This is a genomic window from Planctomycetota bacterium (assembly GCA_016235865.1).
Lineage (GTDB): Bacteria > Planctomycetota > MHYJ01 > JACQXL01 > JACQXL01 > JACRIK01.
Window position 1 is genome coordinate 159,674 of record JACRIK010000003.1, and the last position, 22,117, is coordinate 181,790.

The following is a 22,117-nucleotide window of genomic DNA, read 5'->3' on the forward strand; positions in this document are numbered from 1 at the left end:
GGGGCAAGGGCTTAAAAACTGGCTTTCTACGGGTGGTGTGTCATCAAAACTAAAAACAAATTAGCCCGGTAGACAGCCCTGTGCAAAGCACTGGTGAGCGCCATAAGGGCGCCATGGCGCTTCGGCGCCATCGGTCAGTATCCAGCGGCGGCTGAACTCTACTGAGACCGGGAACAACGAACCTGCAGCGAAGCGCACCGGGAGGCATGCTGATGACGGGTTTTTCGCCCGTGACCGGCCACTTGCCTTTGAATGATTTGTCTCGTGGGACAGACCACATATTTTCTCTCCCTCTATTTATAATGGTTTCGTGACACGGTTTTCTAAAAATAGCCCTTTATGCTAAACAATGATGCTGACTCTATGGTATGCCCCGTATATAGTAAATGTCGCCTGGACTGTCAATGATAATCTGCGACTTATCCTCCTACTGCCCCGCCGTCTTGAATATTGCCATGACCGGGAAATGGTCTGAGCCGCCTCCCTTAATAACCTCCGCGCTGAAACAGTAAAGCCCGGCTGAATAGAAAATGCGGTCAAAACGCTTGCTTATTGTGGCGATGCTTACTTTCCACTTCTAGGTCTTGGATTCACGGTCAAATTCATAGAGCGCATCGGTAAATCCCTGTTCCGCAACCCATTGACTGGCTTTGTCATCCTCATCTTCATTGAAATCGCCCAGTATTAATGACGGAGTTTCCTTCTTGAGCAACGGGAAAAGGGTCTGCACCTCATTAAGGCGGACTTTTTTAGTGGTAACATACGCGCTGGGCGTAAAACTGCCTCTGTCATTAAGCTGTGGATGCAGGTGGACGCTCAAAATCTGAATCAGCCCGATATCCGTCTCTAATTCACAAATCCAGCCCGGGAACCAGGCGTCTTCCGGCAGGACATATTCACGCTCCTGGAACGGCTTTTTGGCCAGGATGGCCTGGCCGCCGGCGCCGCCGGAATGGCGAAAACTCATGTGCGGATAGATAGAAGATAATTCTCTCCGTAACAGGGTTTCCCAATTAGATGTGGTCTCTTGCAAGCAGACAATGTCAGCGCCGGCATCGCGCACCACCGCCAAGGTCTTGTACGCCCCTGACATGCCCCAGTTGACATTCCAGGTTAATACCTTGACATGCGGGCCGGTCGGCATCTCGGGTTTTCTAAGCGTGCACTGGAAATATGATACTGTAATGAGCAGTAGAAAAGCCGCCAGGGTTGATATCAAAATGATGTAGCGGAGTTTTTTGCGCATAACCATTAAACACGAATCATACTAATACAACGAATCTCACGAATGGAATAAAATAACACGCCCCTTTATCCCGCACATAAGTTATGTGCGGGACAAGCCCCTCTTTTTAGAGGGGATTAATGCATCTGAGAACACCGCAGTGACCGCGATAGCGAAATCTGTGTCATCTGTTTACACTGAGCGCAGCGAATGTGTGGTTTACATATCCCCTGTTTTCCACCATTTCTTCATATCCTCGTCTTCCTTAATTATATCTCGTAAATCGTCCAGGGAATAAAACACATCCATGACAATCTTCAAACTTATGCCGGTGGCCTGGGCCGTGCCCATTATCCCCTCATCACAGGAGCCGCTCAGCCGATAGGCAATGACCAAATTCCGGGCCTGCTCAAGGGTCAGCTTAAACCGCTTGGCCAGGACTTTGATGATTTCTTTTTCGGTGTCTTTGCTCATAATACTAATCAAACCACAGATTTCATTCCGCTCCAGTAGGTGCTCATGCTCACGCTTAGCTTAGTTCACAGATTCCGCAGATTTTCCATACGGGACAACCCCCTAACCCCCTTTAATAAGGGGGACTAATTAATCAGTGTCATCCCGCTAGGTCCCGCTTCGGCGGGATGTCGCTACGTCTGCGGTTGTTACTTCACGCCGCTGAGTTTTCTGGCCGCCTTGACGGTATTGACCATGAGCATGGCAATAGTCATTGGGCCGACTCCGCCCGGGACCGGGGTAATGGCCTTGGCCTTGTCCTTGATTGCCTCAAAGTCCACGTCGCCGCACAGGCCTTCAGGCAGGCGGTTGACCCCGACATCTATGACCACCACGCCGTCCTTGACCATATCCGCCGTGACGAACTTGGGCTTGCCAATAGCCGCCACCAGTATGTCCGCCCGGCGGCAGACCTCGCCGATGTCCTTGGTATTGGAATGGCAGATGGTGACCGTGGCGTTTTCAGCCATCAGCAACAGCGCGGCCGGCTTGCCGACGATATTACTGCGTCCGACAATGACTGCCTCGGCGCCGTTCATATTAATATTACTCCGCTTAAGCAACTGGATAATGCCGTGCGGGGTGCAGGGCAGATACATCCCCTCTTGCTCAATCTCCTTCATATTCTTCTTGGACAGGAGTTTGCCCATATTGAGCAGATGGAATCCATCCACATCCTTATCAGGCGAGATGGCCAGCAGGACCTTATCGGCATTGATATGCTTTGGTAACGGCAGTTGGCAGAGGATGCCGTGGACGTTCTTGTCTTTATTAAGCCGGTCAATCAGGTTGAGCAATTCCGGTTCCTGGACATTAACCGGCAGTTTGTTATGCAAGGAAGTGATGCCCAATCTCTCGCAGGTCTTGACCTTCTGGCCGACATAGACCTTGGACGCCTCATCCTCGCCCACCAGGATGGTGGCCAGGCAGGGCTTGACGCCCTTGGCCAGCAGTTGGGTAACCTCGTCCTTTAGTTCGGCCTGGATTTTCTTGGATGTCTCGGTGCCGGATATGATCTGTGCTGCCATAATTACCTCACAATCTTTTTTAACACGAATGTCACGAATACGGCGAATTACACGAATTTAATTATTCGTGCCATTTGTTCCCATTCGTGTGATTCGTGTTCAGTTAATTGTTTCCATTTTAGGTTCCGGAGCCGTTTCTGCCTTCTTCTTTATCGCTTCTATATCAAAACCCATGATATATCTCGGGATATTAGGATAAATCGTATGCCGGCCGAAGACATCGGTCTCGTTCAGGGCGTCCTGACGGCTCCAGTTCTGGAAACAGATGCGATAGACCGCAATCATTGTCCCGGTCCGGTCCGCGCCGTGCGCGCAATGGACAAAAACCGGCTGATGAGCCGGATTAGTAACCACCTTCAGGAATGCCGCCACGTTCTCTTCCTTGATATCGCCGGAATCAGAAGGGATGAAGCAATACTGCAGGCCCAGGCCTTTCATCATCTCTATATCCGAATGATTGGCCCGCAGGTTGATGATGGTCTTAATGCCCAACTTCTTGAGTTCGGCAAAACCCTCTTTATCCGGCTGGGCGCCACGATAGAGTGTCTCTGATACCTTGGCGAAATTAGACAGGCCTTTGATGTCATCACGCGGTTGGACCGCCGAAGCCGGCAGCGTGCCCTGAACGGTTTCATGGCAATTGCAGGCGCTCAGGATGGATAAGCCGACAATAATTGCAACTGATAATAATCTGAAACGACCGTTTGTAAACATGTCTCTAATCTAACTTTGGAATATCCGCAAGGCAAGTAAATCCGATTCTATTTTCTTGGAGTATAGGAACCTTTGCCACAAAGGCACGAAGACACCAAGACAACCCCCTCGCCCCCTTTAATAAGGGGGAATTAGTGTCTCTCAAATTAGTCCCCCTTAACAAAGGGGGAATAAAAGGGGGTTGTGTCCTTTGTGCCTTGGTGCCTTAGTGGCACGAATTTTCTTGATAATAAACCATATTTTCGTATGCTATCTTCAATCATAAAGCCGGAGTGGCGGAATGGCAGACGCTGGGGACTTAAAATCCCCTGACCGCAAGGTCGTGAGGGTTCAACTCCCTCCTTCGGCATTTAAAACCTCTTATCGTGTATCTTGCATCCCGTATCGCGCAACGTAGTTCCTACATTTCCCGCTTAATGGCCTTAGCCAGCGGACCGAGGTCTTTCATCAATGAATTGAATTCCGGCAGGTTGATGTTCTGGAATCCGTCGCTCAACGCCTGCTCCGGATTGTTATGCACTTCTATAATCAACCCATCTGCTCCGGCGGCCACAGACGCCATGGCTGTGGCCGGAACCAGGCTACGCACGCCGGTGCCGTGGCTGGGGTCAACAATCACCGGCAGGTGCGAGAGTTGTTTTAGCAACGGCACGGCCGAGATATCCAGGGTATTGCGGGTATATTTCTCAAAGGTCCGGATGCCCCGCTCGCATAACATGACATTGGGATTACCCTGGGACAGGATGTATTCAGCAGCCATTACCAGCTCTTCTAAGGTGGACATCATTCCCCGTTTCAGGAGCACCGGTTTTCGGGTCCGGCCAACCTCCTCCAGCAAGGCGTAGTTCTGCATATTCCGCGCGCCAATCTGGAGGATATCAGCATAGCGGCTGACCAGAGCGACATTGGCTGAAGTAACCACCTCAGTTACCACCGGCAGACCGGTGGTCTTACTGACCTCAGCCAGAATCTTCAGGCCTTCCTGCTTAAGCCCCTGGAAACTGTAGGGCGAGGTGCGGGGCTTGAAGGCGCCGCCCCGGAGGATATCAGCGCCGGACTTCTTAACCGCCCGGGCAATCAGGAGCATCTGGTCATAGCTCTCTACCGCGCAGGGACCGGCCATCATGACTATCTTCCTGGCGCCGACTGTTATCTCGCCTACCTTGATATGGGTATCAGACGGCTTGTATTCGCGGCTGGCCAGTTTGAACGGCTTATCGGTCTGGATTATCTCGGCCACGCCTTTAATCCGGTTCAGGCGCAAATTCAGGATTGACTGTTCATCGCCGATAATGCCGATCTGGGTCCGGCCATCGGACTTGGACAGGTGCGGCAGATAACCGGCCTTTTCTATCCGGTTAATCAGGACCGATATCTGCTTGACGTTTATCTGGGGCTTTAGTTTTATAACTATCATAATCTTATTATACTAAATTCTCTCTCAACTTAGCAAAGAATTTCTGCGCCTCTTCATAATCCCGCGCCTTAATGATATGTTTGAGTAATTCCAGGCGGGAATTTATCTTCTCCAGCTGCGTTAACGAGTATGTATTGAACAATACCTCAGCCAGCAGGAAATCATCTTCAGATAGAAGTCCGCGGGCGATACTGCGATGCCGCGCAAAGGTTGTGCCGGGAACAGTTGACCGGTTCAGACAAGCGGCAAAAACTATCGACGCTGTAAACGGCAGTGTCAGTGAATAAGCCATCAACTTATCGTGTTCCTCAAATGAATAATCAGATATATTCAACCCGTGTTTCTTAAAGAATGTCCTGAAGAAATCAGCGGCGGTTTTATCGGACTCGCTTATGATAATCGCATTTTCATCCTTGAGCGAGTCCATTTTAGCGAAAGTCGGCCCGAACATCGGATGCACCGATGCAAATCTGAATCCGCTTTTCTGGTAATACCGCGGCAGTTCACCCTTGATTGAAGCCACATCTGAAATAATGCAGTCACGCGGCAGGTATTTGACAATGGACTCAAAGGCACTGATGATATTTTGGATGTTGACGGCATTAATGAGCATTTCCGGCCTGAAGGCCCCGATATCCATCGGCCCAGAAAGAACCTTCAACTGAGTGATGCCTCTTGTTTTGGCAGAGTCAATATCATAAATCGCTACTTCATTATCAGCAACAATGCCTTTTGCCAACCAGGAACCCATCTTACCGAAACCGATTACCGCTATTTTCATAACTTCGCCTCGCTGTAGCAACCGAGAAACTTAAACATCACGGCCTTTTGGTTAACCTGTTCCAACGCCCCGATTACTTTTGTGTCACGGTCTGAACCCTGGAAATCAAGAAAGAATGCGTATTTACCCGGGTCAGTGCGTATCGGTCTTGATTCTATACGCGTCAGGTTTATACCAGCATCAGAGAATACCTTTAAGACAGCAAAGAGTGTTCCGGCTTCGTGTTTGGTGGAAAAGACGATGGAACATTTATTGCCCGGCTCTTTGTTTGATTCCTTTGCCAGAATAAGAAAACGTGTGAAATTGGATTTATCGTCTTCTATCTCCTCTTTGATTATCTCCAGATTATAAAGTTCGGCGCAAGATGCAGAGGCGATGGCCGCGGCCGCCTTGGCTTTTGTATCAGAAATCATCTTGGCCGCACCGGCTGTATCATAAAACGGTATCGGCTCCAAGTTATTCCTGGCAATGAATCCCCGGCACTGGGCCAGCGCCTGCGGATGCGAGTAAACCGCCTTTATTTCACGGTAATCCGTCTCGGGTAACGCCAGAAGTGAATGGTGTATCGGGAACCTTACCTCGCCAAATATCTTGAGTTCAGTACCGACCAGCAAGTCGTTCACCTCGGTCACTGCACCTTCCAGCGAATTCTCTACCGGCACAACCCCGAAGTCAATCTGGCCGGAGCCGACCTCATCAAAAACATCAACGAACTGGCGGCAGGGAAGCGGTATGCCGGTATTATCAAACTTGAGTGCGGCGTCCTCACCATAGGCGCCATGCTCTCCCTGAAACCCGATGGATTTAAGGCCCTCCTGTTGAATCTTCTTGCTTTCACTGATTATCTCGTTGAATAGTTTTTCCGAGAAAGATGGCCTGACTAATCCCTGGGAATGTTTCTGGACATTACCCATTACAATTTGCTCGCGTTTCTGGTCAGTGATACCATCCTTCAGCCGTCTGAGGCGCATTACATATTCCATCCGCTCATTCAACAGTTTAATTATCCGAAAATCAATCAGGTCTATCTTCCGGCGCACATCATCTAAATCAAGTTTTACATCTGCCATATATTTTACTCCATAAACTTCTTGAGTTTTGTTATTTTCTGCATTATATCCGCAAACTGCCCGGGTGTAAGCGACTGGTCCTTATCGCTAAGCGCCTCGGCCGGGTTTCGGTGCACTTCAATCATAACACCATCCGCGCCGCAGGCAACCGCCGCCAAACTCATCGGGCCAATCAAACTTAACCGTCCGGTTCCATGCGACGGGTCAACGATTACCGGCAGATGCGTCAGTTCCTTGAGGGCCGGCACCGCGCTCAGGTCAAGGGTATTGCGGGTGTAGGTCTCAAAGGTCCTGATACCCCGCTCGCAGAGTATGACATTGGGATTACCGGCATTTAGAATATACTCGGCGCAATTCAATAATTCCTCGATGGTTGAATCCATCCCCCTTTTAAGAACTACCGGTTTATTTATCTTGCCAACCTCCTTAAGCAGCGAGAAGTTCTGGATATTGCGCGCCCCTATTTGGAGAACATCGGCATATTCGGACACCCAGGAAACATCTCTGGTATCAAGCACCTCGGTCACCACGGGCATTCCAATATCCTCGCCTATCTTTTTAAGGATTTTCAGCCCTTTAAGCCCAAGCCCCTGAAAGGCATAAGGTGATGTCCGCGGCTTGAAGGCCCCGCCCCGAAGCATATCTGCTCCGGCTTGTTTCACGGCTAATGCGGTTTCCCGCATCTGCTCCTCGCTCTCAATACTACAGGGACCGGCAATAACCGCAAAACCATCGCCAACCCTGACATTCCCAACCCTGATAATACTCCGTGGATTGCCTTCTAGTTTAGCCAGTTTGATATTTTTCATAATTGTTGTCTCACCTTCTTCAGAAACCTGCGCACGGTAGACGGATTAGTCATTTTTACCAGGGCGCTGCCGATAATCACGCCATCGCACAGGCGGGCCATTGCCCGGGCCTGGGCCGGCGTGGAAATCCCGAATCCGATGCACACCGGTTTATCCGTAACCTGCCTAATCCGTTTTACCACAGACGGCAGGTAAGACGGAATTCCCCGGCGCTCACCGGTAACGCCGGCGACCGAGACCAGATAAATAAATCCGCTGGTGCGCGCCGCAATCAGCCTGATTCGGGTCATCGGCGTGGTCGGGGCGACAATGTAATTAATCGCTATCCAATTCAGCGCAGCTGTTTTCTCTATCAGCCCGCCCTCTTCAGGTATCATATCAGGGATAATCAGACCGCTTACCCCACTCTTCCGGCATTCTCGCATGAATCTAACCACCCCATAGCTCAACACCGGGTTGATATAGGTCATGATTACCAACGGCGTTTTGGTCTTATCTCTCAGTTGCTTGATGGACTTAAACATTCGTTCCACGGTGAATCCGTGCGTTAGGGCGTAGTGTGACGAATGCTGGATAACCGGCCCATCGGCCAGCGGGTCTGAGAACGGCAGTCCGATTTCAATTATATCCGCCCCGGCATCTGCTGCCGCAATGACCGACTGCTTAAATACCTTGGCGGACGGATAAAGCGCGGTGAAATAAGGTATCAGCGCCTTTCGCCCCTGTTTCCGCAACTTATTAAAGATTGTTTCTAATTCATAACTCATAATTCATTGTATGGAGTTTTAAATCCAGTCCCCTCACCTATCCTCTCCCCACAGGGGAGAGGGAAGGGTGAGGGGGTAATTAATAATTCATAATTATTCCAAGGTCTTTATCGCCCCGGCCTGACAGACAAACCACGATTACCTTATTCGGTGAAACCTTCTGGCACATCTTTTTGGTATAGGCAATGGCATGGGACGATTCCAGGGCCGGGATAATCCCTTCACAGCGGCTAAGTTCCTTAAACGCATTTACGGCTTCATCATCGGTCACGGCTACGTATTTTACCCGCTTGGTATCCTTGAGATAACTGTGCTCCGGACCCACGCCTGGATAATCCAGCCCGGCCGAGACCGAGTGGGTGGACTGGACCTGGCCGTCCTTGTCCTGCAACAGGTAACTGTAGGAACCGTGCAGAACGCCGGGCGAGCCCTTTGACAATGTGGCCGAATGTTCATCGGTATTGAGTCCCCGGCCGGCTGCCTCCACGCCAATCATCCGGACATTCCTATTTTTCAGGAACGGATAGAATAATCCGATGGCATTTGACCCGCCGCCCACGCAGGCCACCAGGTAATCAGGCATCCTGTTAATCGCCCGGCGTATCTGGACCCTGGCTTCAGTGCCGATAACAGACTGGAAGTCGCGCACCATTGTAGGATAAGGATGCGGGCCAACCACCGAACCAATCAGGTAATGGGTATTTTTGATATTGGTTATCCAGTCGCGGAGCGCCTCGTTAATCGCATCCTTAAGCGTCCTGGTGCCGCTGTCAACCGCCCGAACCTCAGCGCCGAGCAGTTTCATCCGAGCCACATTAGGCGACTGGCGTTTGATATCCGTCGCGCCCATATAGACCGTGCAGTCAAGCCCAAGCAATGCCGCAACCGTAGCCGTGGCCACGCCGTGTTGGCCGGCGCCGGTCTCGGCAATAATCCGGCCCTTGCCCATCCGCTGGGCCAGCAACGCCTGGCCCAGGCAGTTATTTATCTTATGGGCGCCGGTATGCGCCAGATCCTCACGTTTGAGATATATCCGCGCCCCATAAATCCGGCTCAGATTGGCCGCATAATAGAGCGGCGTGGGCCGGCCGGCATAGGTCTTCAGGTAACGATTGAGCACTAACCGGAATTTCTTATCCTTCTTGGCCTTATCGTAAGCCGCGGTTAATTCATCCAGTGCCGGGATAATGGTCTCAGGCACAAACCGGCCTCCGTAAGGACCGAATTTATTTCTATTCATAATAATTTAACGACATCTATAAATGCCGCTACCTTTTTCTTATCTTTCTTACCCGGCTTTTTCTCAACCCCGGAAGAGACATCAACGCCATATGGTTTGATACTCTTGATTACGCCGGCCACATTGTCCGGGGTCAGCCCGCCGGCCAGAATCATATTGCCCAGTTTCGCCGCACCCCGAGCAATCTTCAAGTCCACCAGTTTACCGGTTCCGCCCTGGCCTGAATCAAGCATAAATATCCCGGCGCCGTAACTCCTGATTGACCTAATGACACCCGGGGTTTTATCCCTGAATACCTTCAGGACATACGGATAAAGACGCCGGCAATATTCCCGGTCTTCCCGGCCGTGCAACTGGACCAGGTTAAAACCGCAGTATTTCATGGCCGAACGAACCTTTTCTATCGGCGCATCAACGAATACGCCAACCTTTATCACGGATGCCGGCAGTTTCCGGATAATCCGTTGGGCTTCATCCGGCGTTACCTGTCTCGGGCTCCTGGCCAGAATAAATCCCAGGACATCGGCCCCGCAATCAATGGCATCAGCCGCATCACGGTAATTGGTGATGCCGCAGATCTTAACTTTTACCATAAATTAATTGTCGTAACCGTTTTCCGGGCGATGGTGACTTGAGTAGTGTTCCGCCGATGAGGAACCCATCCGCGCCCAGACGAAATAACTGCTTTATCTGTTGCCGCGTTTTTATCCCGCTTTCAACTATCCTAGTCATCGGCATTGGCACCATCCATAAAAGCCGAACGGCGGTATCCATATCCATTTTGAGCGTCCTGAGGTCACGGTTATTGATGCCGATGATTACCCCATCCTTGGGAAGGAACCGGCTGGTTACCGCCATCATCTCCGCCTCATCATGCACCTCTATAAGCGCTTCCATTCCCAGCGCTGTAACTATCTTATGAAACCTTACCAATAGATTATCATCCAAAATAGAGGCAATCAGCAAGACCGCGTCAGCTCCATAGACGCGGGACTGGTAAATCTGGTATTCGTCAATAATAAAATCCTTTCTCAAGACCGGCATTTTAGCACGCCTTTTAACCATCCGCATATCATCCGGTGAGCCGCCGAAGTATTTCGCATCGGTCAGGACCGAGATGCCTGAGGCACCGTTCTTTTTATACTCCTGAGCCAGTTTTACGATATCAGCCGCATTAGGAAAACTCTTGATACTGGGCGAACGTCGCTTTATCTCGGCAATAATGCCGCTGCCTTTCAGGAGCGACTCGCTCAACTTCCGCGGCGCCGGCAGTTTTTTTATCATCTTCTTAAGAACCGCCAGCGGTTCGGCCCGTTTGTCGCGCCTGATAACCGCCCTTTTGTATTTAATGACATCATTCAGGAAATTATTGCTCATAACTTATTTGACGTACTAATAAACTCTTCTAATTTCTTACGGGCTTTACCCGAATCAATGGTTTCTCCGGCCAGGGCTACGCCCTCGGCAATGGATTTGGACCTGCCGCCGATATACAGCGCCGCTCCGGCATTAAGCAGCACCGCGTCCCGGGCCACGGATTTATCGCCATTCAGGACAGAATGCACCAGCCGGACGCTCTCATCAGCATCCTTGACCGAAAGTCCGTTTATAGCGCCGGCTGTAATGCCCATGGCCTGGGGATTTATCTCCATTCGGCTGACGGAACCATTTAACAAAAGCATTCCATTAGTCGGGCCGGCCGGTGAGATTTCATCCAGCCCGTCCTGGCTATGAACCACTAACGCGGTTTCTGCGGATAGTTCATTCAGGGTTGACGCCACCAATTGGCACCTGGCCGAATCATAAACGCCGATTAACTGCCGGCGTACCTGGGCCGGGTTGCAGAGCGGTCCTAATATATTAAAGACCGTCGGGATACCAAGCGCCTTTCTGACCGGCGCCACGTTCTTCATGGCCGGATGGAAGTTGGGCGCAAAGAGGAAGGTGTAACCGATTTCACTCAGGCACTTTTCAGCCGCTTCAGGTGTGAGATTAATCTTAACACCAAGTTTCTCCAGGATATCGGCGCTGCCACATGAGCTGGAAACACTCCGATTGCCGTGCTTGGCCACGGACAGACCAGCGGCCGAGACAACAAAAGAAGCCGTGGTGGAGATATTAAAGGTATTCTTGCGGTCGCCGCCGGTCCCGCATAGGTCAATGCTGATTCCGGCTGGATTGATAGCCACCATCCGGTCGCGCATGGCTTGGACAAAACCGGCCAGCTCGTCCACGGTCTCGCCCTTGGCCTTCAGGGCGGTCAAGAATCCGGCAATCTGTGCCGGGTCAACCCGACCAGAGATAACCAAAAGCATGGCCTGATGCGCCTGGTCCCTGGATAAATCCTGGCCGTTTACAATGGCAAAAATATATTCTTTAATCATACCTTCATCTCCAGAAAGTTTCTCAGTAATTGCTTTCCCTCGGCGGTCAGGTATGATTCCGGATGAAACTGAACGCCCTCGACCAATGCGTCTTTCATCCTGATACCCATTATCTCGCCATCCGAAGTATAAGCGCTGACTTCAAAGCGTTTGGGAAGCGTCTTTTCATCCACAACCAACGAATGATAGCGCATAGCCACAAAGGGATTACTCAATCCCTGGTAGATGGTCTTGCTGTCGTGATATACCTTTGAGGTTTTACCGTGCACCGGCGCCTTGGCCCTGATGACCTTGCCGCCGAAGATATGGGACATGCACTGATGCCCCAGGCAGACGCCGAGCACCGGAATGCGTCCGGCAAAATACTTTATCATCTGGTTGGAAATTCCGGCATCCTCCGGACGTTTGGGCCCGGGTGAAATAATCAGATGCGAGGGCCTTAACTTCCTGGCCAGACCAAGGGTTATCTTATCGTTGCGGAAAACTCTAATTCCCCCGCCTTTCATCTTTCTTCTCCCATTTTTCATCTCTTCCAGTATCTCCCCAAAGGCCTGGACCAAATTATAGGTGAACGAATCGTAATTATCTATAAGCAATAACATATTAAAATCCTTTCTCAGCCATCGCAATAGCGCTTTTCAGGGCGGCCATCTTGTTCAGGGTTTCCTGATACTCCTGCGCCGGGTCGGAATCATAGACGATACCCGCGCCGGCTTGGATAAAATATTGGTTTCCCTTGAATATAATCGTCCGGATGGTCAGGCACATATCCATATTGCCGTTACTGCCGAAATAGCCCATGGCCCCGGCATAAGGGCCGCGCCGGACGCCTTCCAGTTCGCGGATGATTTCCATGGCCCGTATCTTGGGCGCGCCGGTGACTGTCCCGGCCGGAAATGCCGCTTTGAATAGATCAAACATATTCCGGTCTTGCTTAAGCCGGCCGCTCAGGGTGGAAACCAGGTGCATCACGTGCGAGTAGCGCTCTATCTTTTTATGCTCCTGCACAACGATACTGCCGAATTTACAGACCCGGCCCAGGTCATTACGTCCCAAATCCACCAGCATAGAATGCTCGGCATTCTCCTTCGGGCTGGCTAACAATCCCTCTTCCAGTTTGGCATCATCGGCCTCGCTCTTGCCGCGCGGCCTGGTGCCGGCAATCGGGCAGAGGGTAACATCGCCGTCTTCAAGCTTGACCAGCATCTCCGGCGACGAGCCGGCCAGGCAGAAATCGTCTGCCTCAAAGAAGAACATGTAGGGCGACGGATTAAGTATCCGCATGGCCCGATAGACATTAAACGGCTGGGCCGAGGTTGCGCCGCTTAAGGCATGCGCCAGAACCACCTGGAAGATATCGCCGGCCTTTATGTACTCCTTCGCCTGCTGAACCATCTGCCGGTATTTTGCCGCGGATACGTTTACCACCGGCTTGACTGATAACTTGTTTTTCTTATTATTTCCAGCTGGCAAGGCAGCCCGCAGGGCATAATTTATTTCAGCAAGCCGGCCAGCGGAAATACTGGATACCCTGATTTTACGCTGATAGTGGTCAAAATCTATCAGGGTTTCAGGCCGTATCATATAGACATCGGGCAGGCCGGTATAATTATGGATTAGGGGCTTGAGCCCTTCAAACGAATTCGCCACTTCATAACTGATATAACCCACCAATCCGCCCAGTAGGGCGTGGATATTCTTGGGCTGGGGCTTGACCACACTCCGCAAGCGGGCCAGACAATCCGGCTTATCATCCAACCGGACTGTCAGGACTGGATTAAGCCCGATGAATGAATGCCGGCCTAGGCGTTCATTGTTCTCAGCGCTTTCCAGCAGAAAACAGGCGCCCAGCCGTTTCAGTTTCAGGTATGCCGAGACCGGCGTTTCTAGGTCAGCCGGTATCTCAACGGAAAATATCTTGGACATAAATTAACTCTTTCTGGTTGCGACTTTAACCCCGCCCCGATGGTATATCGAGGCGGGGTAAGTGCCAGTAAGTCGCGGAGTTTATCCCGCTTAAGCGGGGCTCCTAACTGACACTAATAAAAAAACCCACCCCGATTTCAGGTCGGGATGGGTTTATCAGCTTTATAGCAGTCGGCAGAATATATCACCCACCCCGACCATTGATGTAATACCACCACCAATGGTTGAGACGGGTAAATCCATTAAACCGACTGCTATTAATATTCATACCATCATATTATCAACCAATAATATATTGTCAATAAAAATTTATCTATTTAGCAAAATATGTATATTCAGAACCAACCAGAGGTCAACCAGTAAAGGTGTCATATGAAACCACTCGTATATCTTACCCGCCGGATACCGGAACCAGGAATAAGCATCCTGCGTCAACAGGATTATAAACTGGTAATCAATACTCTTGACAAACCGGCTGCCCGCCAAACTTTGCTGCGTGAAGTAGCACAGGCGGATGCGTTATTATGCATGCTCTCGGACCGGATTGACCGTGAGGTAATAGATGCCGGAAAACGCTTAAAGGTCATTTCCACTTACGCAGTCGGGGTTGATAATATTGATGTAGCCTATGCCACTAAAAAGTGTATCATCGTCACTAATACGCCGGGCGTCTTAACCGAGGCCACGGCCGAGGTAACCTGGGCTCTGCTCTTTGCCTGCGCCCGCCGGGTGGCTGAAGCAGACCGCTATGTCCGGGCCGGCAGATTCGCTGGACGCAGTCCCTTCGGGTTCAAGGGTTGGGGCCCGACCCTCTTGCTGGGACGGCTGATGGGCGGCAAAACATTGGGCATCATCGGAGCCGGCAGAATCGGCCAGTCCGTGGCCAGAAAGGCCCGCGCCTTCGGGATGAAGGTTCTGTATTTCAACCGCTCTAAAGAGCCATCCTTTGAGCGAGCCACCTCAGCCCAAAAGGTATCGCTTAAAACACTGCTCAGGAAATCTGATTTCATCACCCTGCACCTGCCATTAACCAAGTATACCAGATACTTTATCGGGCTGAAGGAATTGCGGCAGATGAAACAGACGGCATACTTTGTCAACGTGGCCCGAGGGCCGATTGTCCGGGAGGCGGATTTGGTCTATGCCCTGAAGCATAATCTCATTGCCGGCGCTGGTCTGGATGTCTATGAGCACGAGCCCAAGGTCCATCCGGGCCTGCTCAAGCTGGATAATGTGACTCTGCTGCCCCATCTGGGCAGCGCCACCGTGGAATCGCGCACCAGGATGGCCGAGATTGCGGCAGATAATATCGTAGCGGTACTAAAGGGCAGAAAACCGCTGTTCAGGGTTAAATAGCAACCACAGATTACGCAGATTTCACAGATTAAATGTATAGTTATTCAGAAAAGGTCGTTTTGGGATTGGTGATAACTATCCTGTTTATTGTCGGGCTGTTATTTAGTTTAAGCAACAAACCGGTATCAGGGATTCTGGCGCAGGAGCGCAAGTTTTTCCTGATAAACATCAACCAGGCCAGCGCAGAGGAATTACGCCTGCTTCCTTATGTCTCGGACAGTATGGCCGAAGAGATTATCAGATACCGCACGGAAAAAGGATTATTCGAAAACATAGACGAGTTGTCTGAAATAAATGGAATCGGCCCGATCAAACTGAAACGGATGAAGAAATACCTGCGCCTCTAACCATCCATTCTTGATGTATCAAATGCCACGTTAGAAGCGGCAGTAGTCTTGTCAACATCATCCCGGATTTTGTCTTCCAGAAGTATCTTCTTGTCTTTTATCTGCTTAGTTTCACCGATGAGATATTCCAATTTCTTCTGGATAAATGTGGTGTCATATTTACCGTCCTGGAAATCCCGGTCGTTCATCATGGCTAAATGGAAAGGGATATTGGAATTGATGCCCACGATGACATATTCATAAAGCGCCCGTTTCATCCGCTCCAACGCCTCGTTCCGGTCCCGGCCCCAGGCAATGACCTTGGAAACCAGCGAGTCGTAATCCGTGGTAATAAGCGAATTGCTGTAGATACCGCTGTCAATTCGGACGCCGATGCCGCCCGGCGCCCGGTAGGCCTTTAAGCGCCCCACGCTGGGATAGAAATTATTGAGCGGGTCCTCGGCATTTATCCGGCATTCAATCGCCCAGCCCCGGTGATTGATCTCCGATTGCTTGAAACTCAAAGGATTGCCGGCGGCCACCAGAATTTGTTCCTTAACCAGGTCTATCCGGGTATGAATTTCGGTGATGGTATGTTCCACCTGCAGACGGGTATTTATCTCGATGAAGTAAAATTCGCCGTTGTGATACAGGAATTCGGCTGTGCCGGTGTTCTGATAGCCCACCTGTTTGGCCATCGCCTGGATAAGATTGACCATTTTATCCCGTTCCGGCTCGGTTATGGCCGGCGAAGGCGACTCCTCAATGAGCTTGCGGTGCCTCATCTGAATGGAACATTCGCGCTCGTCAAAGCAAACCACGTTACCAAATTTATCAGCCATGAACTGGAATTCAATGTGCTTGGGGCCGGCAATAAATTTCTCTATAAATATTTCATTATTCCCAAAGGTTGATTGGGCGGTTGACTGCGCCAGTTCAAACATCCGGGTCATCTGATTTTCCTCTTCCACGATATACATGCCCCGGCCGCCGCCGCCGCCCGCCGCCTTAAGGATGACCGGATAACCTATCAGTGATGCGGCCTTGATCGCATCCGGCGGATTCTGAATTGCGCCTTCGCTGGTAGGAATGATATTCACCCCGCACTTTTTGACGATGAACTTGGCGTTGATTTTATTGCCCAGCATCTCCATTACGATGCTCTGGGGCCCGATGAAGGCGATACCGGCCGATTCGCAAGCCGCGGCGAATTTGGGATTCTCGGACAGAAATCCGTAGCCCGGATGAATCGCATCGACCCCAGCCTTACCGGCCACTTCCATAATCTTGCCAATATTGAGGTAACTCTGGGATACCTCAGCCGGTCCAAGAAAGTAACTTTCATCGGCGTATTTGGTGAAAAGCGAGTCCCGATCTGCTTCGGAATAGACGGCCACGCTCCTGATGCCCAGTTCCCGGCAGGCCCGCATCACCCGGATGGCAATCTCGCCGCGATTGGCCACCAAAATCTTCTTGAATAAATTCATGTATTTTCAGATTGCCTGCTGACAGGCAAACAATGAACAGATTCCCGCCTTCGCGGGAATGACATCACTAAGGGGATTTTTCAACAGTATCACCTAGTCGCCAACGCCGGTCGGGGTATTGTCCCCGCTTGAGGGGATAGCGGGTGTCGGGGTTGTCGGGACAGTAGCCGGCGCCGGTGTAGTATTGCTGCTTGACTCGCTTGGCGTCGTCGTGGTTTTCTTGGGCGCTGTCTTCTTGGTGCTGGTCTTGGGTTTAGATTCCTTTTTGGGCGCGTCGGGAATAAGGAGTTTCCAGCCCGGCTGCAAGCTTGTTTCACGGGTGGCCATCTTATCGCGGTTGGCCTCGAATATCAAATCGGTCTTGGTATTATCGTTGTAATACTTACGGGCCAGTTTCCAGAGCGTATCACCCTTGACCACCTTGTGGTATTTAGTTCCGGTGGTTGCCGGGGTATAAGTGCCGGTCATGGTATCAGTGGCCGCCGGCGCGGTAGTCCGGTAGGACGTGTCAGAGGCATCCGGAATGGTCAGCACCATGCCGACTTTGAGTTTACTGGGATTCTGGAGTTTGTTGGCATCCTGAATCATCTTCCATTTGGTGCCATCGTTGTAGAAATGCTGGGCGATTATCCAGAGGGTATCGCCCGGCTTTACGGTATACGAGGTTGAAGTGGGCTGGACCGGCGTCATCGCGGTATAAAACGGGTCCAATCCGCCGGTTGAAGAAATCGAATCGTAATAGGTCGGAACGCCGGCCAGACCGGTGGATGTTAGGCCAGCCAGATCGGTCGGGCTAATGGGTTCAATAAGAGAGGATGTGGTCTCAGGCGTGGTGCCGTTAAATAATCCCAGTTGCCAGAAGACAATGCCCAGGATGACCAAAAAGACAACAACGATGACTGCTAAAGCGGTTACTGGTTTCATATTTACTCCTTTTCATATAGCGTAGAGTGTAGAGCGTAAATCAACATCGGCTTTACGCTCCAGGCTCTATGCCTGCTTTACTTCTACTTTATCCCTGTCCCGCTTGCCGATCAGCAAGGCGGAGGCGATAAAGATACTGGAATAGGTTCCGACCACCGCGCCGATCATCATCGGGAAGGCGAAGGAAGCAATGCCCCCACCGCTACGCGCCGTGATGCCAAAGAGTATCGTCACGGTCAGGAACACGGTCAACGAGGTCCAGATAGTCCGGCCCAGGGTCTCGTTGATACTCCGGTTTACGATATTAAAAAGCGTCTCCCCTTTCAATAGTTTAATGTTCTCCCGGATGCGGTCAAAAACCACGATGGTATCATTAACAGAATAACCGATGATTGTCAAGAAAGCGGCCACGGACGAAAGATTTATTTCCAGCGACATTCCGGCTGATTTGGGCACCAGCATATTAAAGACGATAATCGCGCCCAGGGAAATCAGGACGTCGTGCACCAGGGCAATAACCGCGGCCAGGCCGAACTTGAATTCGAACCTTACCGCTAAATAAAGAATCATCCCCAGCCAGGACAGGATGATGGCAATGACCGCATTGCGCTGGATTTCCCGGGCCACCATGCCGCCGATATTCTCCACCCGGGAGAACGGGCCGGCCGAAAAACCCATTTCCTCGCGGACAATCTTTTCCAAGGCCATATCGTTATCTTCCTTAAAATAGATGTAGTGTTTCTTGGTTTCTGCGGTGGCGGTCGGCGTAACGCCGAGCGCCGACTCTTCTTCCGCCACCATAGACGGCTCAGAGAACCCGTCTTTGACGCAGCGGTTTTTAAGCTTTTCCTTAACGGCATTAATATCACTGTTAGCCGGCAGCTCCACGGTTATCCGATAGCGGTAGTCCCTGATTTTGGTAACCGAGGTTGATGAGACGATGCGGTCCGGGGCAATCTTGTCAGCGAATGATTTCTGCAGGTCGGCCTTAAATTCCTGGACCTTATCCGCCGTAGTGACAAACTTGGTCCGAATCTGGAATTCATTGGAGGAGTACTGGGCCTGGTTAAAGACGGACGTGACTGACGACTTGACATCGCCCTTGATCTGGGTCAAGACGCTCTGGACCTCGGCATCCGGGTATTTAGATACTTTGGCGTTGGTGGCCGGGTCAAGCGCGGTAATCCCGCGGATGGTATCCCGAATCTGGCCGATATCAGCCGACTTGGCAAGATTAATATTCACCACCGTCCCGCCGGTAAAGTCAATACCGTAATTCTCCTGTCCTTTTGAGAAAAAGAGCGCCACCGCTAATATAACCAGAATGATGGAAACGACTTTGAATATTCCGGCCTTCTGCATAAACGGCACATTGGCCTTGGCGAATATCTGCAACATGGAGAAATTCTTGAGCAAACCGGCTTCAATAAACGCCTTAAGCATTACCTTGGAGGCGAAATAGCCGGTGAACAGCGTGGTGATGATGCCGACGCACAGAACGATGGCAAAACCCTTAAGCGGCCCGGTGCCGAAGTAATAAAGGATAATACCGGCCAAAAGCGTGGTCAGGTTGGCGTCAAAGACGGTGACCAAGGCCCGGTTAAAACCGGATTCAAAGGCGGCATTGGTGTCTTTGCCTTTCTTGACCTCCTCCCTAATACGCTCATAGAAAATGATATTGGAATCAACCGCCATGCCCAAGGTCAGGACCAGGGCGGCAATGCCCGGCAGGGTCATGGTGGCGCTGAAGAATGAAAGAATGCCCACCAGCAGGATAAAGTTCATGGCCATGGCCATAATGGCGATGAGCCCGGAAAGGTGATAGTAAATCAGCATAAAGAGAATCACCGCGCCGACCGCCAGGATGAATGAAATGATGCCCCGATTGACCGCGTCCTCGCCCAACGACGGACCGACGTAATTCTCGCTGACAATCTCCAGGGAGGCCGGCAAACTGCCGGAACGAAGAACGGTGGCCAGGTCCAGCGACTGCTGGGCCGTGAAGCGCCCGGTGATGATGCCCTCGCCGCCGGTAATCGGGGTGTTTATCAGGGGCGCCGAAACCAGTTTATTATCCAGGATAATGGCCAGGCGCCGGGCATTGTCCTCGCCCACCACACTCTTGGCGTGATCCTGGGTGACCTTGCCAAATACCCTGGTCCCATATTGGTCAAACTTGAATTCGACCACCAGCCCTTCCATCTGGACAAAGCGGGTGCCGGCGCTGACAATATGCTCGCCGGTCAACTCGACCTTACTGCTGACCAGAACCCGCATGCCGTGTTCTGACGAATCCTTGGCATCCTCTTTTTCATACCAGGCATATCCCGGAGGCGCGGTCGGGAATTTTTCCTTGTAATCATCGACGATTTTGGGGTCGGCCTCTAATTTGAATTCCAGCCGCCCGCTGGAACTGACAATCTTCTTGACCCGTTCCGCCTCGGCCATATCCATCCCGGGCAGCTGAATCAGGATCTGGTCGGTGCCGTATTTCTGGATGCGCGGCTCTTTTAAGCCGTAAAGATTGATACGGCGTTCAATGATTTCCTTGGCCTTATCGGTATATTCGCCGATCTTTCCCTCGGGCACCCCCTCCTTTTTAAGGGCCAGGCGCAGTTCCGAACCGCCCCGGAGGTCAAGCCCGGGCTGGATCTGCTTGCCCTCAAACATCTCGCCCGGCCCGAAGAGCGGTTTTTCATTGCTGGGATAGGCAATATAGCCGGCAATGCCGACAATAATCAGAATCAGGAATAATTGCCATTTTGATGTTTCACTCATTGATAAATCTCCTTAAACACGAATCACACGAATAAAAGCGAATATAACGAATGATAACCACATCCGCGTCGCTCGTGGCGCCAGCAGGCGCTATATTTTTCTCCCATGTTATTTTATTCAAGCCTTAAAATCCGGGTAATCTGTTTACCCCGCACATAAATTATGTGCGGGGCGGGTCTGCGTCCTATATTATTCAGCTGGAGCTGTTTTTTCCACGCCGATAATGGCGCTCTTGGCCAGTTTTACCCTGGTATTATTGGAATCGTCTATCTTCAGGGTGACCTCGTTATCCTTGACCCCTATCACGGTGCCATAGATGCCACCGGTGGTCAGGACATAATCGTTCTTCTTGACATTCTGAATCATACCCAACCGTTCCTGTTCCTTCTTTCTCTGCGGGCGGAGCACTAGAAAATAAAATATGACCATTATCGGAAGTATAAAGAAAAGAAACATTGACATGATATCGCCACCAGGACTTTTAGTTGCCTGGGCTATTTGTTCACAGTGAACGTAGTGAACCTGAAAGACATTCATCCTAAATCCTTTCGCTTGCGTTCAGCCGCTGGCTGAGCCGCGCGGTCACGCAGTAGCGTGTTCGCTTCATTATGATAGTACGGCTGTTAGAAGCCGGCTCTAACGGGCAGTAATAACACTGTCCGTATAAAACGATGTATTATATACACCAACGGCAGGCAGGCAAGAAATTTATATAAAATTGCGAGATTATTTATTTTTGCCTTGACCCGGCATATAAATAATGTTTTAATGTCCTCCGACAGACTCACTCACCCTCTGTGCGCAGGAGAAGGATTTACCCAGCCCTTACACGCAGGGGCTGAGTTTACCTAATATTTTTATGCTTGGGGTTGACAAAAGCGGTTTAATGTGTATATTATATAGGGAGAAGATATGAAGCCAATGCCTGTACAAAAAGCTGGGTTTACCCTAATAGAAGTGGTTATCGCCATGATTCTGCTATCCGTGGGATTATTAACCCTGCTCTCGGTGACGATGAGCGGGATGCTCCAGCGGGAGGTCACCAGGGAATACGACGTGGCCCGCGAAGCCGCCTTTGCCAAGATAGAGGAAATCAGGACCCAGGATTTTCCTGATTTACTTTCCGCTCCTTACAGCGGCACCTATTTTGCGGTGGCCGGCTTAATTACACCAACTGGCTGGGCAAACCCGGGTTTTATATCCGTTAATAATACCACCTCCAGCCTGTACGATATCACCGTTACCATCAGATGGCAAATCCAGGGCAATACCAGCGCTTTGGTCTATAATGAATATGTAACCAGGACCCTTATGACCAGGAGGTCAAAGGAGTGATTATAAGTTATGAATTATAAATCAAATTTGGGGTTTA

22 protein-coding genes and 1 tRNA gene are annotated in these 22,117 nt (G+C 50.9%); 4 read left to right on the forward strand and 19 right to left on the reverse strand.

The genetic code is table 11. The features are described 5' to 3' along the window. Window positions 1-577: 577 nt before the first annotated feature. The 4 genes from HZA49_02125 to HZA49_02140 form a co-directional block, all read right to left on the reverse strand. Window positions 578-1,246 (reverse strand): endonuclease/exonuclease/phosphatase family protein, encoded by a 669-nt coding sequence (locus HZA49_02125; protein ID MBI5778239.1) that lies wholly within the window; start codon window positions 1,244-1,246, stop codon window positions 578-580. Between the two features lie 198 nt (window positions 1,247-1,444). Then, the gene (locus tag HZA49_02130; GenBank protein ID MBI5778240.1) at window positions 1,445-1,699 is read right to left on the reverse strand and encodes a hypothetical protein; all 255 of its coding nucleotides are present in this window, start codon (window positions 1,697-1,699) and stop codon (window positions 1,445-1,447) included. 188 nt (window positions 1,700-1,887) lie between these two features. Further along, on the reverse strand, window positions 1,888-2,766 hold the full coding sequence (locus tag HZA49_02135; protein MBI5778241.1) for a bifunctional 5,10-methylene-tetrahydrofolate dehydrogenase/5,10-methylene-tetrahydrofolate cyclohydrolase: 879 nt from the start codon (window positions 2,764-2,766) through the stop codon (window positions 1,888-1,890). 99 nt (window positions 2,767-2,865) lie between these two features. Next, window positions 2,866-3,480 carry a dual specificity protein phosphatase family protein gene (locus tag HZA49_02140; GenBank protein MBI5778242.1) on the reverse strand — a complete coding sequence of 205 codons (615 nt, stop codon included), beginning with the start codon at window positions 3,478-3,480 and terminating at the stop codon, window positions 2,866-2,868. A gap of 266 nt (window positions 3,481-3,746) precedes the next feature. On the opposite strand from HZA49_02140, the gene HZA49_02145 reads away from it, so the two are divergent. After that, window positions 3,747-3,829, forward strand: a tRNA-Leu gene (locus HZA49_02145). Window positions 3,830-3,880: 51 nt separating this feature from the next. On the opposite strand, the gene aroF (HZA49_02150) is transcribed toward HZA49_02145, so the two are convergent. From aroF (HZA49_02150) to HZA49_02200, 11 genes are all read right to left on the reverse strand, one after another. Continuing rightward, on the reverse strand, window positions 3,881-4,894 hold the full coding sequence (gene aroF / locus HZA49_02150; protein MBI5778243.1) for a 3-deoxy-7-phosphoheptulonate synthase: 1,014 nt from the start codon (window positions 4,892-4,894) through the stop codon (window positions 3,881-3,883). 10 nt (window positions 4,895-4,904) lie between these two features. Further along, window positions 4,905-5,678: a prephenate dehydrogenase gene (locus HZA49_02155; GenBank protein ID MBI5778244.1), complete on the reverse strand. Its 774-nt coding sequence runs from the start codon at window positions 5,676-5,678 to the stop codon at window positions 4,905-4,907. Next, window positions 5,675-6,748, reverse strand: a complete 1,074-nt coding sequence (gene pheA, locus HZA49_02160; protein ID MBI5778245.1) for a prephenate dehydratase — start codon at window positions 6,746-6,748, stop codon at window positions 5,675-5,677. The genes HZA49_02155 and pheA overlap by 4 nt, the downstream gene beginning before the upstream one ends. Window positions 6,749-6,753: 5 nt before the next feature. Next, entirely contained in the window at window positions 6,754-7,557 is an 804-nt protein-coding gene (gene aroF / locus HZA49_02165) for a 3-deoxy-7-phosphoheptulonate synthase (protein ID MBI5778246.1), read from the reverse strand. Then, on the reverse strand, window positions 7,554-8,324 hold the full coding sequence (locus HZA49_02170) for a tryptophan synthase subunit alpha (GenBank protein ID MBI5778247.1): 771 nt from the start codon (window positions 8,322-8,324) through the stop codon (window positions 7,554-7,556). Before HZA49_02170 ends, aroF (HZA49_02165) begins: the two co-directional genes overlap by 4 nt. Before the next feature lie 79 nt (window positions 8,325-8,403). Then, window positions 8,404-9,564: a tryptophan synthase subunit beta gene (trpB, locus tag HZA49_02175; GenBank protein ID MBI5778248.1), complete on the reverse strand. Its 1,161-nt coding sequence runs from the start codon at window positions 9,562-9,564 to the stop codon at window positions 8,404-8,406. Continuing rightward, window positions 9,561-10,157, reverse strand: coding sequence for a phosphoribosylanthranilate isomerase (locus HZA49_02180; protein ID MBI5778249.1), 597 nt, complete (start codon window positions 10,155-10,157; stop codon window positions 9,561-9,563). The genes trpB and HZA49_02180 overlap by 4 nt, the downstream gene beginning before the upstream one ends. Then, entirely contained in the window at window positions 10,144-10,941 is a 798-nt protein-coding gene (gene trpC, locus HZA49_02185; GenBank protein ID MBI5778250.1) for an indole-3-glycerol phosphate synthase TrpC, read from the reverse strand. Before trpC ends, HZA49_02180 begins: the two co-directional genes overlap by 14 nt. After that, the gene (gene trpD, locus HZA49_02190; GenBank protein ID MBI5778251.1) at window positions 10,938-11,948 is read right to left on the reverse strand and encodes an anthranilate phosphoribosyltransferase; all 1,011 of its coding nucleotides are present in this window, start codon (window positions 11,946-11,948) and stop codon (window positions 10,938-10,940) included. The genes trpC and trpD overlap by 4 nt, the downstream gene beginning before the upstream one ends. Next, complete coding sequence (locus tag HZA49_02195; protein MBI5778252.1) at window positions 11,945-12,550, reverse strand: aminodeoxychorismate/anthranilate synthase component II; 606 nt, start codon at window positions 12,548-12,550, stop codon at window positions 11,945-11,947. Before HZA49_02195 ends, trpD begins: the two co-directional genes overlap by 4 nt. A 1-nt stretch (window position 12,551) precedes the next feature. Continuing rightward, window positions 12,552-13,874 (reverse strand): anthranilate synthase component I family protein, encoded by a 1,323-nt coding sequence (locus HZA49_02200; GenBank protein MBI5778253.1) that lies wholly within the window; start codon window positions 13,872-13,874, stop codon window positions 12,552-12,554. Between the two features lie 372 nt (window positions 13,875-14,246). Here HZA49_02200 and HZA49_02205 point away from each other — a divergent pair, with 372 nt between their 5' ends. Together HZA49_02205 and HZA49_02210 are read left to right on the forward strand one after the other, a co-directional pair. After that, window positions 14,247-15,230 (forward strand): D-glycerate dehydrogenase, encoded by a 984-nt coding sequence (locus tag HZA49_02205; protein MBI5778254.1) that lies wholly within the window; start codon window positions 14,247-14,249, stop codon window positions 15,228-15,230. A gap of 32 nt (window positions 15,231-15,262) precedes the next feature. Beyond that, a complete protein-coding gene (locus HZA49_02210; protein MBI5778255.1) occupies window positions 15,263-15,577 on the forward strand; it encodes a helix-hairpin-helix domain-containing protein in 315 nt (104 codons plus the stop codon). Here the strand turns inward: HZA49_02210 and HZA49_02215 are convergent. The 4 genes from HZA49_02215 to yajC all read right to left on the reverse strand — a co-directional run bounded on the left by HZA49_02215 (window position 15,574) and on the right by yajC (window position 21,207). Next, window positions 15,574-17,043 carry an acetyl-CoA carboxylase biotin carboxylase subunit gene (locus HZA49_02215; GenBank protein ID MBI5778256.1) on the reverse strand — a complete coding sequence of 490 codons (1,470 nt, stop codon included), beginning with the start codon at window positions 17,041-17,043 and terminating at the stop codon, window positions 15,574-15,576. The genes HZA49_02210 and HZA49_02215 overlap by 4 nt on opposite strands. Window positions 17,044-17,136: 93 nt before the next feature. Further along, window positions 17,137-17,967, reverse strand: a complete 831-nt coding sequence (locus HZA49_02220) for a LysM peptidoglycan-binding domain-containing protein (GenBank protein MBI5778257.1) — start codon at window positions 17,965-17,967, stop codon at window positions 17,137-17,139. 66 nt (window positions 17,968-18,033) lie between these two features. Continuing rightward, complete coding sequence (gene secD, locus HZA49_02225; GenBank protein MBI5778258.1) at window positions 18,034-20,745, reverse strand: protein translocase subunit SecD; 2,712 nt, start codon at window positions 20,743-20,745, stop codon at window positions 18,034-18,036. Window positions 20,746-20,934: 189 nt separating this feature from the next. Beyond that, window positions 20,935-21,207, reverse strand: a complete 273-nt coding sequence (gene yajC, locus HZA49_02230) for a preprotein translocase subunit YajC (GenBank protein MBI5778259.1) — start codon at window positions 21,205-21,207, stop codon at window positions 20,935-20,937. 459 nt (window positions 21,208-21,666) lie between these two features. Here yajC and HZA49_02235 point away from each other — a divergent pair, with 459 nt between their 5' ends. Beyond that, on the forward strand, window positions 21,667-22,080 hold the full coding sequence (locus tag HZA49_02235) for a prepilin-type N-terminal cleavage/methylation domain-containing protein (GenBank protein ID MBI5778260.1): 414 nt from the start codon (window positions 21,667-21,669) through the stop codon (window positions 22,078-22,080). The last annotated feature ends 37 nt before the right edge of the window (window positions 22,081-22,117 follow it).